Here is a 17,642-nt window from a genome sequence, read left to right as displayed (position 1 = left end):
CATTTCATTTTAATTTGCATACAAGCAAAAGAGAAGTTGATCTCACACCCATCATCATACGCCATGGATTAAAGGCTATTAGGGCTTAAAGCGAAGGAAAATTGAGAAATACCAAATACTCTCTAAGCCTCTTTGGGCTATAAAATAGAAATAGGCGAGCATCTCCATTGAGACACTCGCCTACTCTTTTTATCTAACAATTTTATAATTATTTTTTCCGTGTTATCATACTAGATGAGATAACAGAAGATGACTTGAAATACTTATCGACGTCCTTTACGAGACCAACCGAATTGCAATCCTATTATAAATAGAACCAATAGCACTTCGCCAATAGCAACGAACAAGTCGCCAGGAACACGTAACCAACGAAGAGTTTGCATGATATCTTGTTGCATAAACTCTGCAGAACGTGCCGACCAATAAGCGTTTGTGATACTTTCGTGTGCTTGAAGGATACCAATTGGCAAGATACTTACCACAGTCATCAACAACAAACCAATGTTAATACACCAGAACGAAGCACCCATTAACTTGTCGTTCCATTCGTAATCGGGATATAATCCACGCAAAACAAATAACATTAAGCCGATACCAAGAATACCATACACTCCAAATAGAGCTGCGTGTCCGTGTACTGCAGTAGTGTTTAGACCTTGTAAGAAATAAAGAGCGATAGGTGGATTGATTGAGAAACCAAAGATACCAGCACCTAAGAAGTTCCAGAAACACATTGCAATGAAGCAATAGATAGGCCATTTGTATGCCTTAATCCATGGAGTTGCCTTACTTAATTGATAATTATGGTATGCTTCGATACCAATAAGTACCAAAGGAACAATTTCTAATGCACTGAAGGTTGCACCCAATGCCAACACAGCTGTAGGTGTTGCACTAAAGTAAAGGTGGTGGAATGTTCCTAAAATACCACCTGCAAGGAACACAATTGTTGAGAAGAGTACAGAAATTGTAGCGCTCTTCACCTTCAATAGGCCTAATCTACAGAACAAGAATGATGCTACAACTGTTGCGAAAACTTCAAAGAAGCCTTCTACCCAAAGGTGAACAACCCACCAACGCCAATACTCTGCAATTGCCATGTGTGTTTGTCTGCCATACATTAAGCCTGCTGCATAGAAGAAAGCAATAGCAAGGGATGCAATAACGAAAAGGGTTAATAAGTGTCTATTTTCATCTTTTCGTTTCAAAGCAGGAATCAAAGCACGAATCATAAGGAATAGCCAAAGCACCAAACCTGTAAGCAGAAGAATTTGCCAAAGGCGTCCTAACTCTACATATTCATATCCTTGATGTCCCAACCAGAAGTTCTCAACCAAGCCAAGTTTCTGCATAACACCAAACCATTGACCTGCTAGTGAACCAGCAACAACAAACACAAGTGCACCAAAGAGCACATTTACACCAAGTGCTTGATACTTTGGTTCAACACCAGAAACAGCTGGAGCGATGTAAAGACCAGTTGCTAACCAAGATGTTGCAATCCAAAGAATAGCTAATTGAACATGCCAACTACGTGAAACTGCATAGGGGAAGATGTTTTGAATTGGTAATCCAAAGAACGCATCACCCTCTACTCCATAGTGAGCAGTAATCACTCCTGAAAGCATTTGCACTAGCATCAATGCTCCTACGACCCAGATATATTTCAAAACTGCACGCATAGAAGCTGTTGGTTTGAGTTCTCTCATAGGATCACTTTCAGGAACTTTTGATACATGTTCTTCTTTATGTTGAGTATAATAGTATACCAATATACCTACACAGAAAAGCAATAGCAATACACTAAATCCCGACCAAAGATGTAATGAAGTTGGAGCTGTATTACCAATTACAGGATCGTGAGGCCAGTTGTTGGTGTAACTAACGTCGCTTCCTGGTCTATTGGTTACGCAAACCCAGCTCGACCAAGCAAAGAATGCATCCATTTTATCTAATCTTTGCTCTGCTGTTAGTCCGTCAACTGCTTCAATAGACTTATCACGCATAGCATAAGCTGCACGCAATTTTGCCATTTCAGGAGCATTCAAGAACACTTTTGCATAGTAATTGCGTAGCTCACGAGCCACTTGTGCACGCATTTCAGAATAAGTTATAATACCTGTATTAGGATCATAAGTATTTTTACGCAATTCTTCTTGTAATAGAACTTTGTATTTAGCCTTATCTGCTTCAGATAGTTTAGAATATTCTTTACCATCTTTCTTTGCCAATGCATTAAGCATTAGTTCTGATTCACGATGCAAATAATCGGCAGTCCAGTCGGGAGCAACATAGGCTCCATGTCCCCAAACACTACCAACTGTTTGGCCACCTACCGATTGCCACACATTTTGTCCATCTTTAATATCCTGTCCTTCAAATAGCGTTTCACCTTTTTCTGTCACCACTTTGTTTGGAAATGGTGGCATTTCACGGAAGATTTCAACGCCATAGAAGCCCAAAACGGCAAACGATCCAATTATGACCGCAGCCAACGCTAACCATAGTTTCTTTGGTGTCATCTTTTTTTTATTTGCTTTTAAATGTTTATATTGAGATTTATTGAAAATTTTCTAAGAAGTGCCTGTCTACATCTAAGATATATTCTATCACTCTACTATTTAACCAATAGACCTTACTGTCATCCTATCAAATAGAAAGTGGCACATTTTATGCTCTTAAAGAAGTGTAAAGAGCGAAACAATTAGCATGCCACAGGGCTTTATTTTTTAGCGTTATAATAAATAAAATACCTTTTGGTAACATTTACAATCTACGCTTATAGCAAAATAATAACATTTGTTACCTGTTTGTTTTATTGACATAAATTATAGTTTTATCAGAATATTCATGACAAGACTCAAGTTAAGGAAGATTCAAATCCCTACTTACCATCGCAAATTATCATTTCAAATATACCATAAAAGCTATCTTTTTACATCGTAATTGCATTGCTTTTACATTGCAAAAGCAATGTTTCTAAACTACAATAACATGCATTTTTAGCAACACTCATCGCACTCCCGCACACTATCCTTTATTTAAAAGTTCGATAAAACAATTTATTCTAGAATATAAGCTGTTGTTATATAAAAAGATTCTGAATACAAAAAGGACGACATCTATCATAAAGATAGTGTCGCCCTCCTACTATTTTAAGATTAAGGTGCACCTCAAAACGGTGCGATATTAATTTGTTCGAGTGAGTTTTGGTTGAATAAACACCTTATCAACTCCCTGCAATGTTCCTAAATCAGGTTTGGTTGTAGAGTAGAAGTTCCAACCATAAGACTTGAAAGTTCGCTCTGCATTCAGTCCTAAAGCATCTTCAAATATAAGTTCTCCACTCTTATTCATCGTCAAAGGAAGAATGTCGTTCACACCATTAATAGCAGTAGCATGTCCATTTCGATAGTCGTCTGCAACGAGAACAGAAAGCGAATACCACTTTATTTTTGGTGTCTTTTGAGTCACTCTACCAAGCTTTCCGTTGCTCATTTTAAAGCCAACACCCTTTACAAAGCTAATTTCCCATGTATAAGTATTATCTACAACGAAGTTAGCTGTTTTGTCGTTCACCTTCTCTATCTTCACTACACTATTGATAGGAATAAGCTGTTGCAAACTATCAACAGTTAAAGCTGTTTGTGAGTAGGTTCCTACAAAGTCGTCTATAGATGCTTGTACAACCTTTAGCGAGTCGGGTTTAAGAGTTGGCTGTTCACCAGTTATACTACTTGCGTTTAAGGCTTGTGGACTAAGCGATGCAGTAACCCATCCCACTCTTGGACGCCCTGTGGTGTTTTCTTTTACCTTTATGGTTAAAACGTTATTGGTATAAGAAACATCAATCCAGTCTTCTGTAGCCTTATAGTCCATAGCTACATTTGAAACAACACGCATGTTGCGTTCAATGGCCTTATCGTCTTCAAGAATTGTTTGATCTTGTGGAAGACCATAGTAGATACCTTCTTGCAAAATATTCAAACGAACAGAATCACCAGCTTCGTTCTTTATCGTGAGAAGTGTATTTCTAGACTGAGTAGAAGTATTCAAACCAGCAGTTAAAACCACTTTCTTTCCATCGGTTTGAACGTGCAACCAGCTGTCTTGTGCATAAGCTTTTGCGGCTGTGTTTGCAAGAAGTACTTCTTTTCTGCCACCCTCTACATTAAAGAAAGTGTTCGAAGCTTCAATCTCAAGCGTATTGGTTGTTGGAGTGTTTTCATCGCTACACGCTACAAAAGCAAAACAACATGTTGCTAAGATGAGCGATTTTAAGAAACGATTAATATATTTCATAAAACTATAATCTTTAATTTAGGGGTTTATGATTTCTGAGTTCAACAGCCTTTGGTACATAGAATGCACGTGCAGGGTCGTTATGTTCGTCGAGAATAAGCTGTAGGTTATCGCCTAATCCAAATCCAACAAATGAGTCTACAGGACGACTTCCTTCGCCAGTGTCGGTTAAAACAGCCGTTTCTGTATCTTCATTCCAGATATAAGTAAGGACGCCATCGTCTACAAGGTCTGCCTTATTGCCATTGATAACCAAAGGAAGAAGACGAATACCACCCGCAAATTTACCTGTAGGATCGGTGACAGATTGAGCTCCAAGATATATACCTCCATTCGCAACGTTATATCCTAAGGTCATAGGATAATGTGTTGTGCTAGATTGTCTGCCGTTACGTACAGTTACATCTAATGTTCCATTGAGGTATTGTTTGCCATCACCAGGTTTCAATGTGAGTGTAATATTCATACGAACTCTTGTTGTATTGGTGAAAGCAACAGTCCAAGTTCCATACCAGAAGTCGATTGGTTTAAAGCCCTTAGGTATAAATAAGGCAGCTTTGAAATCGCCATTTTCTAACGCATTGGTCTCTGCATTCCATGTTAAGTCGCTATACGACACCCCATTTACAACGAGTGGACGTTGCAAGTGAATACCCTTGTTGGTGAAAGTGAAAGGCATATCATAGGTTATACCCTTGATTTCTGCATTTAAACGAGTGCTGGTTGGGTCGATAGTCCCGTCAGCAATGGTATCGTTTCCAAGTATAAACTTAAATGTATTTACTGCAAGCGATTCCTTCACGGTCAATGCTCCGGTCATATACTCTTCCCATTTGGTGTCTTTAGGCAATTTGGTTAGCACCATGTTGTTGTGCCAACGCTTTCCACGAAGATAAATGCTATCTTGTGTTTGCTTAAGAATCAAGAATTCATAGTCGCCTTGTTTGCCTTCGGGCTCACGCAAAGCAGCTTGTGTTAGCGAGTGAAGTACTTCGTTATTGGTGTTAAATGTTAATACGATTCCTTGATCTTTCACCACGTCGTAATCTGACTTTGAGGTGACTTCTGGACCAGTTAAATCGCCCATAATGGTTGCTTTGCCATCTTTAAACTTTAAAAGAAGGGTGCGACCAGCATTAGAATAATCTCTACCAGTGTAGTAATTAAGAATCCAACCTGTTTCAGATGATTCTAATAATTCCTTGCTTTGCTTTGCAGCCTCATCTAAACGAAGGGCTGTAGATGTACTAAATGCTTCGGTGTTGTCTTTCAAACAAGCATTGAGCAACAATGAAAGAAGGGGCAATAATAAATATATATGTAATTTCTTCATATCTATTCCTTATTTTAAGGTGGTTAAATCTAACTTTTCTATTTGTCCTGCACGACGCAATACTGCTGTTCTAAGCTCGTCGATATCTACATTCCACGATGTACTCATATAGCTTCTCACCATCTCGAGCTTTTGCTTTATGAGCGAAGCACCTTTAGTTCCTGCATCTTGAAGAATGTCGTTCCATTCTGCTTCGCTAAGAGTTACATAGTAAGACAGCATCTCTGCAAAGTCTTCTCTACCTTGATCCATTGCATATGGCGATACGAATCCAAGGCGATGAGCAACTCTTTGTGACTTACCATACCAGTTTCCGCTTACATAATCCGACTCGGTTATACGGTCGTATTGACTATCATAAGGCTTTAACTGATTGAGAATGTGAGTGAACTCATGGTGCATTGTGTGGAAATAATAAAGTCGCATAAGCTTATAATCTTTCAACACCTCTGGTGTAAGATCATTCACTTTATATAAAGAAACCTTATATCCACCCTCAGCAGTTCCCACAACTTCGGTTTGTTGACGTGTGAATGCTGAGGAACCAACCATCTGCAATACTCTTGGAGCACTTTGCTTTACAAGCTCTGGACCTGCTACTTCGTTGTAAGCATCGAACCATAGATACTTAATGATGATGGCTAGCTGTGCACTTTTTGCTGAATCGGCTGGCGAAAGTGTGTAGTTGATGTCTGTTTCGCCATCAACCAACTTATACTGCACCTCTACATTGTATGGATAGGTGTAATTCTTAAGCAACCATTGCTCAAAATTGTTTCTATTAACAGGCTTTGTTGGGAATATACTTGGTTGCTTTGGACCTTCGTCGGAACATGCAACAAAGGCTAAAGCAATAAATACTAAGCTTATAAATGATATGACTTTCTTATTCATAAAATAAACTTTTAGAGATTAATTTTTACGTGGATTGGCTTGAAGACCAGCAGCAATAACATCTTGAGGAAGCTGAATTGCTAATCGGAGGTCGCCTGCTGTAAGCGAGTCTGTTACTTCTTTCACTTCGTTTCTTGTTCCTAACTTACGACGATAAACTGTTATTCCATAGCGTTTGATGTCTTGCAAACGCAAACCTTCGTGCAAAGTAACAATTCGTTTCAATTGAAGTATGGTTTGAAGCAATGGTTCTTGAGTTGTTGCATCAATACTAAAATCGGTGTGAAGTGCTTTCTTTATACTTGGTTTCTTTGGTGTGTAATAAGGAACGGCTGCATAATAGGTTTGAATTTGTGGAAGAGTTAGCTGCACTTTCTTCTTTGAAAGCGCTAATAACTCGGTGTTCACATCATTTAAAGCCGCAGCGTAATTACCTGTTAAAGCATAAGCTTCCGCTCTTGTTAACAAAGTTTCGTCGGCTGTAAATACTGCAAATTCTGAATAAGCCATACCAGTACCTGCATGAATATCTACATATTTAATAGACAATGGCACCTTTCTTAAAATATACTTAGAAAGTGTGTTGGCAAACCAAACGCTGACATTGAGGCCATCTCCATCGTCTCCCCAAGGTCCAGGAGCCTGAAGTGTTTCTGTTTTAGATAGCAATGAGCCGTGAGAATATCTGTTACCGATAATTGTTGGACCATTAACTGCCCCCCATTCACTTGCTACTACCTGCAAAAGAATATTGGCTTTTTGGTTGGCTTTGACGTAAGCATTGGTTTGAATTTGTCCATTTGACTCTAATTTATCCCAACTTGCCCAGTCACGTAGCTTGCTTTCAGGATTAGAACCTAATACCTTTGTAGCATAATCAATCGCCTTGTCGTACTTTCTATAATAGAGATAGAAACGAGCAGCGAATGCATTTGCAGCCTCAGGAGTGAAGTGCATCTTTGGAACTTCATAGTTGTCGCCAACAAGTTCGATTCCCTTTAATAAATCGTTCTCTATCTTTACATACAAACTATCAAGAGTTCCACGAGTGTAAGTTGCCTTTACGGTTCGCTCTGGCTTTGTTGGATAAGGTAAACCAAGTTCTTTTGAGGCCGTAAGAGGGTTGTATGCTTGACAAAAAATATTGGCAAGTTGGAACATACTATATGCTCTACAAAGAAGAGCTTCGCCCCTTTGAGTTGCATATTTGCCTTTGTTTTCAGGTTTATCTGCAAGTTCTAGCACCTCATTTGCTGTAGCAATGGCAGTATAATGAGTGTTCCATAGCTGCTGAGGAGTTTCTTGATTGGCTATTTCTGTAATGTCTTTCCAATAATAAGCCTGCTCTTGAAAACGATCTGCAGATGTCCATGAGGGATTATCATGCTCATCGGTGTTATCCGAATACATTTCAAAGAGATAGGCAGGGTGCGCAAGTGGATAAGCAGATACCAATAACTTAGAAGCCTTTTCTTCGCTATCTATTGTTTGTCTACTATCGGGTTGTTTATCTAAATAATTATTACAGCTAGTAAATAGGGCAATTAATGCAACGAAACAACCTAGTATATATTTTCTATTACTCATAAAATTCATTCTTTATTATAGTCCAACTTTAACTGTAAGGGTAAATTGTTTTGGCATAGGAGAAGCCACTCCACCTACATTAAAGAACTCAGGGTCTTGTCCATTTAACTTCTTATCTGCATAAAGTAAGAACAAGTTGGTTGCTTGAAGCTTAACAGATAAATTATTAATAGGTGTGTTTGAGAACCATGTTCTTGGGAAATCATAAGCAAGAGAAATCTCTTTCAAACGAATGAAGTCACCTTTTGCAACACGAACATCTGAGAAGTTATAAGCATTATAACCTATTCTGAGGTTCTTGTCTGATGTGTATTGGCGGTAACTTAATATTCCTGGCACGTTAGTATGCGCTTCGTCGCCTGATGTTGCCCATCTATTTACGAATGTATGTGTCATAGAAGACAAGTCGTTATAGAAGGCTTTGAACTTAGGATCCAAACGAACAACGTTTCCAAATGAGTAAGTCATAAAGACATTTAGATGGAATCCTTTATAAGAGAATACATTTCCTAGTGATCCTGTGTATATTGGATCGGTTGGACCTTCATACTTTAAGAAGTTTGTTTTGGATCTTTCTTGGAAGTTAATATCTGTAGATGTAATCTCACCTTTCTCGTTTCTGAACAAAGGCGCACCCTCATCACTAATACCAACGAATGGAATTGAGAACAAAGAGCGTGCAGGATAGCCCTTCAAAGCAAATCCATTTCCGCTAACTAGGTTGATAACGCTTCCTTGGTTGTATAACTTTGTAATCTTTGTGTTGGTATATGAATAGATAAAGTTGGTTACCCAAGAGAAATCTTTGGTCTTAATATTAGTTGAAGAAACGCTAAGTTCCATACCATTAGAGTGCATCTCTGCCACGTTTGCGGCTCTTATGATCTCACCTCCAACGCCTTGAGTAATCATTGGTCCCATTTCATCGAAGTTATTACGGGTATAAACGTCGAAAGTAACATTCAAGCGGTCACGCCATAAGCCAAAGTCTACCCCTAAGTTCAACTCGTTCTTCTTCTCATAAGTTAAGTCTATATTGCCTAATTTATCTAGACCAATCGCACTTTCTTTATCTTCTGTGAACAAACGATGAGGATTATAAGATAAAAATATTGCTGTAGAATTAGTATAAGAGATGTCTGGTGGTGTACCTGTTAAGCTATAAGACGTGCGTAATGTCAAGTGAGATAGTGGCTTAAGTTTGTCGAACCACTTTTCTTCATGCACGTTCCAAGAGCCAGAAACATTCCATGTTGACATCCAACGAGCCTTACTACTACGTCCCATTTGGTTTGAGCCTTCATAACGATAGGTTCCATTAAACACGTATTTACCTTTATATGAGTAGGTACCATTGGTGAAGAAAGCCACCGAACGTGATGTGGTGTTAGCCAAAGAATAATAGCTATTACCCTCTTCTACTTGCTTTTTGAAGTATGGATACACATAGAATGGTGTTTCACCTGCATCGAATTGCATACCCCAACCTTCAAAACCGCTACGTGTTCTGTGGATATCTTTACTTTCCATACCACCAAATAGATTCATAATATGCACCTTATCGAAGGTATTATTATAGTTTGCTGTGGCACGGAAGTCGTAATCACTCATCCTATTTTCGGACTTATGGTAGATACCTCCATTGGGAAGAATACTCAAAGGCAATTTATATGGATTGTCTGGGTCTTTATATAGATACTTATTTGACTCACGAATTACAGCTGTACCCATTGCTCTATAAGCCTCTGCTTGATTTGATCTGTCTTTAACAAGATGCTCTTGAGAGCTTGCGGCATATTTAAATGCACCAAGAACAGCAAGTTCTAAATTCTTAATAGGCTTATATTTCAATTCAAATTGGAATTTAGAATCGAGCACATTAAGATCGATGTAGTTGTTATTTAATTCGTGGAAAATATTGAAAGGAGCGTAGTTTGCAACATAAAAAGCACGTGGATCGAGTGCTCTTGATGTGTTCAATGCGTATGAATACGGGTTAATATCGAAATCACGGCGCACTTCACCGCCTGCAACATCAACGTCTTGTCCTAGTGTTCCTGGTGCTCTTTGCTTACGATAAGAAGCACCACCAATTACATTTAATGTAAGGTTATTAAGGATTTGGTGTGAAACATTAAAATTTGCAGTGTATCTATTTACGTTACTTTGCTTGTACCAACCTGGATCGAGCAATGCACTCATAGAAGCATAGTAGTTTGATTTTGCTGTACCGCCACTCAAACTCACTGCATGGCTCTGCATAATTGCAGGCGAGAAAAGCTCTTTAAACCAATCGGTATTTCTAAATTCGGCTTGTTGTAAATAAGCATTACGAGCCTCTTCTGTATTTTCAAGTTCGAAACGACCTGCTCTTTTGTTATAAGAGTTAATGAGTTCATACATCTTTCCATACACTCCGTAGTCGCTTCCGTTCAACACATTAGATAGATTTAACCAACCCTTATCTTTTAATTCACGATAGATGCCCATTTGATCTTGTGAATTCAATATATCAAAGTTAGAATAAGAAGGAACTAAACGAGATGTAAATTCACCTGTATAGTTAAAATGTGCTTGTCCTTGTTTACCCTTTTTAGTAGTTACAACAATCACACCTGCCATGGCACGAGCACCATATATAGATGTAGCAGAACCGTCTTTAAGGATTTGGAAGCTCTCAATATCATCAGAGTTCAAGCCTGCAATAGCAGAACTGATAAGTGTTTCGGGATTACCAGAAGCCAAATCGTCTGCTCCTACGTTAGAAACATCTTCCATAATAACACCATCTACTACCCAAAGAGGTTTAGAACTACCATAAATAGAGGTTGCTCCACGAACACGAATTTTAGGTGCAGAACCAAATGTACCACTAACATTCTGAACTGAAACACCTGCAGCTTGTCCTTCAAGAGAACGACTAATGTCTGCAACGCCGCTCAAACGTGCTTTCGATGCATCTACTTTGTCGGTAGCACCAGTAAACAAACGTCTGTCGGTTTTAGTTAAACCAGTTACCACAACGTCTGATAATAATTGTGCATCACTTTTCAATAACACTTTCATATTGGTGGTTCCTTTAAGAGTTTGAGTAACCATACCAATATAACTAATAATTACTTTTGGATTACTTTCATTCACTGAAAGCGAAAACTTTCCATCCATGTCGGTCACTGTAGCTATTTTTGTGCCTGCAACTGTAACAGTTGCACCAATAACAGGCTCGTTATCAGTAGCACCAATAACCACTCCAGAGACTTTAGTTTGAGCTAAAGCACTTCCTAAGCAAAGGAAAATGCCAGCTAAAAACATAGCTAGTCTTTTCTTCATAAAGTTGTCTTTCTATATGTTTTAATTAAATAAAGAATTCTATTTTTTATTTTTCTCTCTTAGAATAAATCTGATTTATCTTTCAATTCTCATAGAATAATAAAAGAATTACATGTAAAGCCATATAAAATTTCAAATTGAAACATTATTATTCATTATTGCTTACAATTTCATAACATATGTTATACTTCTCTTAATCAATGCACAAATGTAAATCAAACAAAGATATGCACCAAATAATTATAAAAAGAGTAGACGTTTTTAAAATATTATTAACAATTAAAAGCGTAAGAAAGAAACTTATAAGGCACAATACAATAAAATAAAGAAGAAAAGAAGATATTTTTATTTAATTATAAAATGAAACTAATTGCTTTTTTATAGCATTTAACATTTAATTCATTTTAAACCACAGAAATATAGCATTACGCTCTTGAATCCTTGTATATAATAAGGTTATCTATATATAAATACAAAGAAAGAAATGGGAATTCGCTTACATCTTCTAGCCTTTCATTTTTATATAAATCAACATTATGTTTCAATTTATTGCATTTTCTTCTTTTTATCTATGTTTATTTTACTCTCCTTTTTTTAGTTTAGCCTTTAAATTCTTTAATTTCATTCTTATTATTTGCTTTTATTAAAAACAATGCCTATCTTTGCAAAAACATATTTACAGAAGATTTTAGTTACAATAAAAGAATTCCAGCACCCTCGACATAAGAGTGTTGGAATTCAAATTTTATTATTTAATCACAAGAGTATAAACATTTAAAATATAAACAAATTATGGCTTACATGTCACAAGAAGGCTACGATAAACTAGTAGCTGAACTAAAACATCTCGAATCAGTTGAGCGTCCTAAAGCATCTGCCGCTATTGCTGAAGCAAGAGATAAGGGCGACCTAAGCGAAAACTCTGAGTATGATGCTGCCAAAGAGGCTCAGGCTCACCTAGAATCAAAGATTAATAAGATTAAAGTGTCTTTATCTGAAGCAAAAATCGTCGACACTTCTCTTCTTAGTGCAGATGCTGTACAAATTATGTCGAAAGTGGTTATGACCAACTTGGGTAACAATGCAAAGATGACTTACACCATTGTTAGCGAGAGCGAAGCCAACCTTAAAGAAGGAAAATTGGCTATCACTACCCCTATTGCACAAGGACTACTTAACAAAAAAGTTGGAGACGAGGTTGAAATTAAGATCCCTAACGGAACAATCAAACTACGTATCGATGCTATCAGCATTGATTAAGCCCATCGTTTAACCTAAAATTCTAATTATTATGACTATTTTTTCAAAGATTATCGCAGGAGAAATTCCTTCACATAAGATTGCCGAAAACGATAAGTTCTATGCTTTTCTCGACATCAATCCAGTGGCATTAGGTCACACATTGGTTGTTCCCAAACAGGAAGTAGATTATATCTTCGATTTATCAGACGAAGATTTGGCTGCAATGAACGTCTTTGCAAAGAAGGTGGCACACGCCATTAAAACAGCAATGCCATGTATAAAGATTGGCGTCACCGTTATTGGTTTAGAAGTTCCACACGCACATATTCATCTTGTTCCTATGAACTCTGAGGCTGATATGAACTTTCATAAGCCTAAGTTAACCCCCTCTCAAGATGAACTTGCACAAATAGCAGAAAAAATAAGAAACGCTTTCGAGAAATAAAAGCTTATTTTTTGAGACATATTAATAGTCGTCTTAAACACAACAACATGATGTTTAAGGCGACTAACTTTTTATATAACTTCATAATCTATCCTTCTCTGCCTCTCAACCACACAGAGATTTCAACACAAAAAGGTATATAAAACAAAAAGAGTACTAAAGAAAAACCTTAGTACTCTTATGCGCTTCAAGATGGGCTTGAACCAACGACCCCCTGATTAACAGTCAGGTGCTCTAACCAACTGAGCTATTGAAGCATTGTTCTTAATTGCGATGCAAAGGTAATAGGTTTATTTTAATCTTCCAAATATTTTCCTTATTTTTTTCGATTTTGATGAAAAAAAGTACTTTTACACGTATTTTTCTTGCTCATTTTATTGTAAAAACGCTATCTTTGTATAGCAAAATACTTTATTAGAAAAGAATCTTCAACCAGAAGAAGTTTGTTTGGTCGCTAAGGAAAACAGCACACACATGTAATAAGAAATAAAGAACAATAAACGAAATTGCCCTCTACCTTATTATAATAGCATCATCCTAACAGAAAACTTCTTATAAAATTATATTGAAAATGAAACGAATTGCATTTTTACTTGCAGTGCTCATTAGCACCTTTTCAATGATTGCTCAAACCAACAATCACAGTAGTAAAGTCGCAAAAAACCTCGATGTTTTTAATGCTCTTTATAAAAATCTCGATTTATTGTATGTAGATACACTCGATGCAAACGAGGTTATAGGCTATGGCATCAACTCTATGCTCAATAGTTTAGATCCTTACACAGAATACTATACTAAAGAAAAGAACGACGAACTCAATACCACTCTCACTGGAAAATATGCGGGTATCGGTGCACTTATTAAATATAACAACCAATTAAAGAATGTTGTTATCGACCAAGCTTATGCTAATACACCTGCAGCAGAAGCGGGTTTGAAGAAAGGCGACATCATATTGAGTATCGACGACAAGCCAATGACAGGCAAAGATAATAGTTATGTAAGCAATTCTTTACGTGGCGAACCTGGCACTTCGTTTAAATTAAAGGTGAAACGCCCATCAACATCAAAGATACTTACATTCAAAATCACCCGACGATCAATTCAACTTCCTTCTGTTCCTTATTATGGAATACAACCAGGAAACATCGGTTATATTAAATATACATCGTTCACCGAAGGTAGTGCAAAGCAAATTAGATCGGCTTTTGTAGATCTAAAGAACAAAGGTGCTAAAGGATTGGTAATCGACTTGCGTGGCAATGGCGGCGGATCGCTAGGCGAAGCTGTTCAAATTGTTAACATGTTCGTTCCTAAAGGCATCACTATTGTACAAACAAAAGGAAAACTTCAACGTGCTAATGCCGAGTATAAAACAACCGAAGAACCTTTAGATACGATTATGCCCATCGTTGTTTTAGTAGATGGAAACAGTGCGAGTGCGAGTGAAATTACAAGTGGTAGCTTGCAAGACCTCGACCGTGCGGTGATTCTTGGCACACGAACATTCGGAAAAGGACTTGTACAACAAGTAATCAACTTGCCTTATGGAGGATTAATGAAGCTAACAACAAGTAAATACTACATCCCAAGTGGTCGCTGTATCCAAGCAATTCGCTACAAACATAGTAATGGAGGACGCATGGAACACGTGCCCGATTCATTAACAAAAACATTCTATACTCGCCTTGGTCGTGCCGTTAAAGATGGTGGTGGTATCACTCCCGACATTGTTGTAAAGGCAGATTCTGTACCAAACATTGCCTTCTATCTTGCAGGGGTGCGTGATTCTAACGAAGTGATGTTTAACTATGAGGTAGATTACATTGCTAAACACCCAAATATTAGCAGTCCTGAAAAATTTGTAATAAGCGATGCCGACTACCAAATATTTAAAGATAAGGTTATTAAAAGCGGTTTTAAATACGACGGAGAAACCTCTAAATATCTCGACAACATCATTCGATTGGCTAAGTTCGAAGGTTATTACAACGATGCAAAACCACAGTTAGAAGCTCTAAAAGAAAAGCTTCAACACAACATTGCACACGATTTAGAATATAACAAAGCATTTATATCTAATCTTCTTGCTAACGACATCGTTCAGGCCTACTATTTCCAAGAAGGCGGAATTGTTCACTCTTTGCAACAAGACAAGCAATGGAAAAAGGCTGTTGAGTTGCTCAACAATCCCAAAGAATATAAAGATTTATTGAAGAAGAAATAAATCTTTCATAACAATCATTATCAACCCGTTCGAAAACTTACAGAAAGTTGCGAACGGGTTGTTTTCTTTTCGTTCTGCAAAAGCAGTCCTTTTATCTCGAAAAGTCAATGCTTTTGCACTTCAATCTCAATGTTTTTAGGATGTAAAAGCATAGAGATTATTATTCAGTCTTTTCATCCCTATTTTTTTCATTTCATGCTAATATCGTTCAATAAGCATGCAAAAATCTAATTCAGCCTTACCAATGCAAATAAAAGGCTACAAAAACATATCACAAAATCGTATTTTTAGAAAAAGAAATATTATTTTTGCATATCGTTAGAGACGACTTCAAGAGAGAGAAAGCATGACAGAGAAAACGATAGATATCGACAAAATACTAAAAGAAAAGATGGGAGCGAAGGCGAAATTTGTACCCTCTTTTCTCGTAAGATATCTAAAACACATCATTCATCAAGACCAAGTGAATGCTTTCTTACATGAAAGTAGAGACAAAGTGGGTACACCATGGCTCAAAGAATGTGTGAAATATCTCGACATCACCCTCCAAATCAAAGGCGAAGAAAACCTCCCTAACAAAGACGATGGAAAGCTTTACACCTTTGTTTCGAATCATCCCTTAGGTGGAATAGATGGCGTTGCACTCGGAAGTGTTATTGGTCAGCACTATGATAGTAATTTTCGTTACTTGGTGAACGACCTCTTAATGAACCTACCAGGATTGGCTCCGCTTTGCATTGCCATTAACAAAACAGGACATCAAAGTCGCAATTTCCCCGCAATGGTTGAAGAAGGCTTCAAAGGAAACAACCATATTTTGATGTTTCCAGCAGGACTTTGCAGTAGAAAAACGAATGGACTGGTGAGAGATTTGGAGTGGAAAAAGACCTTTATAACCAAAAGTATCGACACACAAAGAGACGTTGTCCCCATTCATTTCGAAGGAACCAACTCGCCATTCTTTTATCGTTTGGCAAACATCTGCAAGATGTTGCACATTCCTTTCAACCTTGCAATGCTCTATCTTGTAGACGAAATGTATAAAAACGTTCATAAAACATTCACCATAACCATCGGGAAACCTATTCCTTGGCAAACTTTCGACAAATCGAAAACTCCATTAGAATGGGCACAAGAGGTAAAAAAACGAGTGTACGAACTTTAATATCACAACGCAATTCGTTGCAACAACCACAATAGTAAATAAATTCTTCAAACAAAAATCATGGAAGAAGCCATCATAAATGCTATCGACAAAGAACTTTTAAAAAGTGAGCTTACGCCCGAAAAGCGTTTACGTGTAACCAATAAAAGTCATAACGATATTTATGTTATCACTGCGCACAACGCTCCAAATGTGATGAAAGAGATTGGACGTTTGCGTGAAATAGCCTTTAGAACGGCTGGTGGTGGCACTGGAAAGAGCATGGATATCGACGAATTCGATATCTGCCCCAACTGCTATAAACAGCTTATTGTGTGGAATCCAGAGGCTGAAGAAATTATAGGAGGATACAGATATTCGTTTGGAGAAGATTGGGAATTAGACGAAAAGACAGGTCAACCAAAGCTTGCAACAAGTCACATGTTCCATTTTAGCGACCAGTTTATTAAAGACTATATGCCTTATTCGGTTGAACTTGGACGCTCATTTGTTTCGCTCGAATATCAAAATGTGCGTACAAACACTAAGAGTATCTTTGCATTAGACAATCTTTGGGACGGATTAGGCGCACTAACTGTTATCAATCCAAAGGTGAAATACTTCTTCGGAAAGATGACTATGTACCCCTCTTACATTCGCTATGGTAGAGATATGATTCTCTTTTTCCTCAAAAAATACTTCGACGATAAAGAGAACCTCATTGTTCCAACAAAGCCATTGGAGCTCGAAACCGACGAGAAAGTGTTTGAAGAGCTTTTCAATGCCAACTCATTCAAAGAGAATTATAAGATTCTTAATCGAGAAATTCGACAAATGGGCTACAACATTCCACCTCTTATTAATGCCTATATGGGCTTAAGTCCTACGATGAAGTTATTTGGGACAGCCATCAATAAGGGTTTCGGAGATGTAGAAGAAACGGGCATTTTAATTGCAGTAGACGAGATTCTCGAAGAGAAACGCATTCGACATATCGATAGTTTCATTGCTGCCAATCGCAATAACCTTGAAATTACAAGCGGCAATAACAACGTAATATACAAAGAAAAAGAGAGCAAAGAATAGTTTATTCCTTGCTCTCTTTTTGATATAAGTAGGGCTCTTTTCCCCTACTTCT

The 17,642-nt window shown here is 37.5% G+C and carries 11 protein-coding genes and 1 tRNA gene; 5 read left to right on the top strand and 7 right to left on the bottom strand.

The annotated features are described in order from the left end of the window. Nucleotides 1-263 precede the first annotated feature (263 nt). The 6 genes from HMPREF0669_RS02370 to HMPREF0669_RS02345 form a co-directional block, all read right to left on the bottom strand. Nucleotides 264-2,522, bottom strand: a complete 2,259-nt coding sequence (locus HMPREF0669_RS02370) for a nitric-oxide reductase large subunit (RefSeq protein ID WP_009228594.1) — start codon at nucleotides 2,520-2,522, stop codon at nucleotides 264-266. A gap of 667 nt (nucleotides 2,523-3,189) precedes the next feature. Beyond that, on the bottom strand, nucleotides 3,190-4,302 hold the full coding sequence (locus tag HMPREF0669_RS02365; protein WP_009228593.1) for a BACON domain-containing protein: 1,113 nt from the start codon (nucleotides 4,300-4,302) through the stop codon (nucleotides 3,190-3,192). Nucleotides 4,303-4,315: 13 nt separating this feature from the next. Next, nucleotides 4,316-5,635, bottom strand: a complete 1,320-nt coding sequence (locus HMPREF0669_RS02360; protein ID WP_009228592.1) for a DUF4302 domain-containing protein — start codon at nucleotides 5,633-5,635, stop codon at nucleotides 4,316-4,318. A 9-nt stretch (nucleotides 5,636-5,644) separates the two neighbouring features. Beyond that, entirely contained in the window at nucleotides 5,645-6,529 is an 885-nt protein-coding gene (locus tag HMPREF0669_RS02355) for a putative zinc-binding metallopeptidase (protein WP_009228591.1), read from the bottom strand. Between the two features lie 18 nt (nucleotides 6,530-6,547). Then, on the bottom strand, nucleotides 6,548-8,116 hold the full coding sequence (locus HMPREF0669_RS02350) for a RagB/SusD family nutrient uptake outer membrane protein (protein ID WP_009228590.1): 1,569 nt from the start codon (nucleotides 8,114-8,116) through the stop codon (nucleotides 6,548-6,550). Between the two features lie 15 nt (nucleotides 8,117-8,131). Then, nucleotides 8,132-11,446, bottom strand: a complete 3,315-nt coding sequence (locus tag HMPREF0669_RS02345; protein WP_020967955.1) for a SusC/RagA family TonB-linked outer membrane protein — start codon at nucleotides 11,444-11,446, stop codon at nucleotides 8,132-8,134. Between the two features lie 792 nt (nucleotides 11,447-12,238). On the opposite strand from HMPREF0669_RS02345, the gene greA reads away from it, so the two are divergent. Together greA and HMPREF0669_RS02335 are read left to right on the top strand one after the other, a co-directional pair. Beyond that, on the top strand, nucleotides 12,239-12,706 hold the full coding sequence (greA, locus tag HMPREF0669_RS02340) for a transcription elongation factor GreA (RefSeq protein ID WP_009228588.1): 468 nt from the start codon (nucleotides 12,239-12,241) through the stop codon (nucleotides 12,704-12,706). A 31-nt stretch (nucleotides 12,707-12,737) separates the two neighbouring features. Continuing rightward, nucleotides 12,738-13,133, top strand: a complete 396-nt coding sequence (locus HMPREF0669_RS02335; protein WP_009228587.1) for an HIT family protein — start codon at nucleotides 12,738-12,740, stop codon at nucleotides 13,131-13,133. Between the two features lie 183 nt (nucleotides 13,134-13,316). Here the strand turns inward: HMPREF0669_RS02335 and HMPREF0669_RS02330 are convergent. Beyond that, nucleotides 13,317-13,390, bottom strand: a tRNA-Asn gene (locus HMPREF0669_RS02330). A gap of 314 nt (nucleotides 13,391-13,704) precedes the next feature. Between HMPREF0669_RS02330 and HMPREF0669_RS02325 the strand changes: the two genes are divergently transcribed. The 3 genes from HMPREF0669_RS02325 (at nucleotide 13,705) to HMPREF0669_RS02315 (ending at nucleotide 17,590) form a co-directional block, all read left to right on the top strand. After that, nucleotides 13,705-15,360, top strand: coding sequence for a S41 family peptidase (locus tag HMPREF0669_RS02325; RefSeq protein WP_009228586.1), 1,656 nt, complete (start codon nucleotides 13,705-13,707; stop codon nucleotides 15,358-15,360). Nucleotides 15,361-15,706: 346 nt separating this feature from the next. Next, nucleotides 15,707-16,525: a 1-acyl-sn-glycerol-3-phosphate acyltransferase gene (locus HMPREF0669_RS02320; protein WP_009228585.1), complete on the top strand. Its 819-nt coding sequence runs from the start codon at nucleotides 15,707-15,709 to the stop codon at nucleotides 16,523-16,525. A gap of 60 nt (nucleotides 16,526-16,585) precedes the next feature. Then, entirely contained in the window at nucleotides 16,586-17,590 is a 1,005-nt protein-coding gene (locus HMPREF0669_RS02315) for a GNAT family N-acetyltransferase (RefSeq protein WP_009228584.1), read from the top strand. Nucleotides 17,591-17,642 lie beyond the last annotated feature (52 nt).

The sequence above is a fragment of the Prevotella sp. oral taxon 299 str. F0039 genome, from assembly GCF_000163055.2.
Classification (GTDB): Bacteria; Bacteroidota; Bacteroidia; order Bacteroidales; family Bacteroidaceae; genus Prevotella.
Note: the sequence above shows the minus strand (reverse complement) of the source record. Positions and strands in the feature narration are given on the sequence as shown.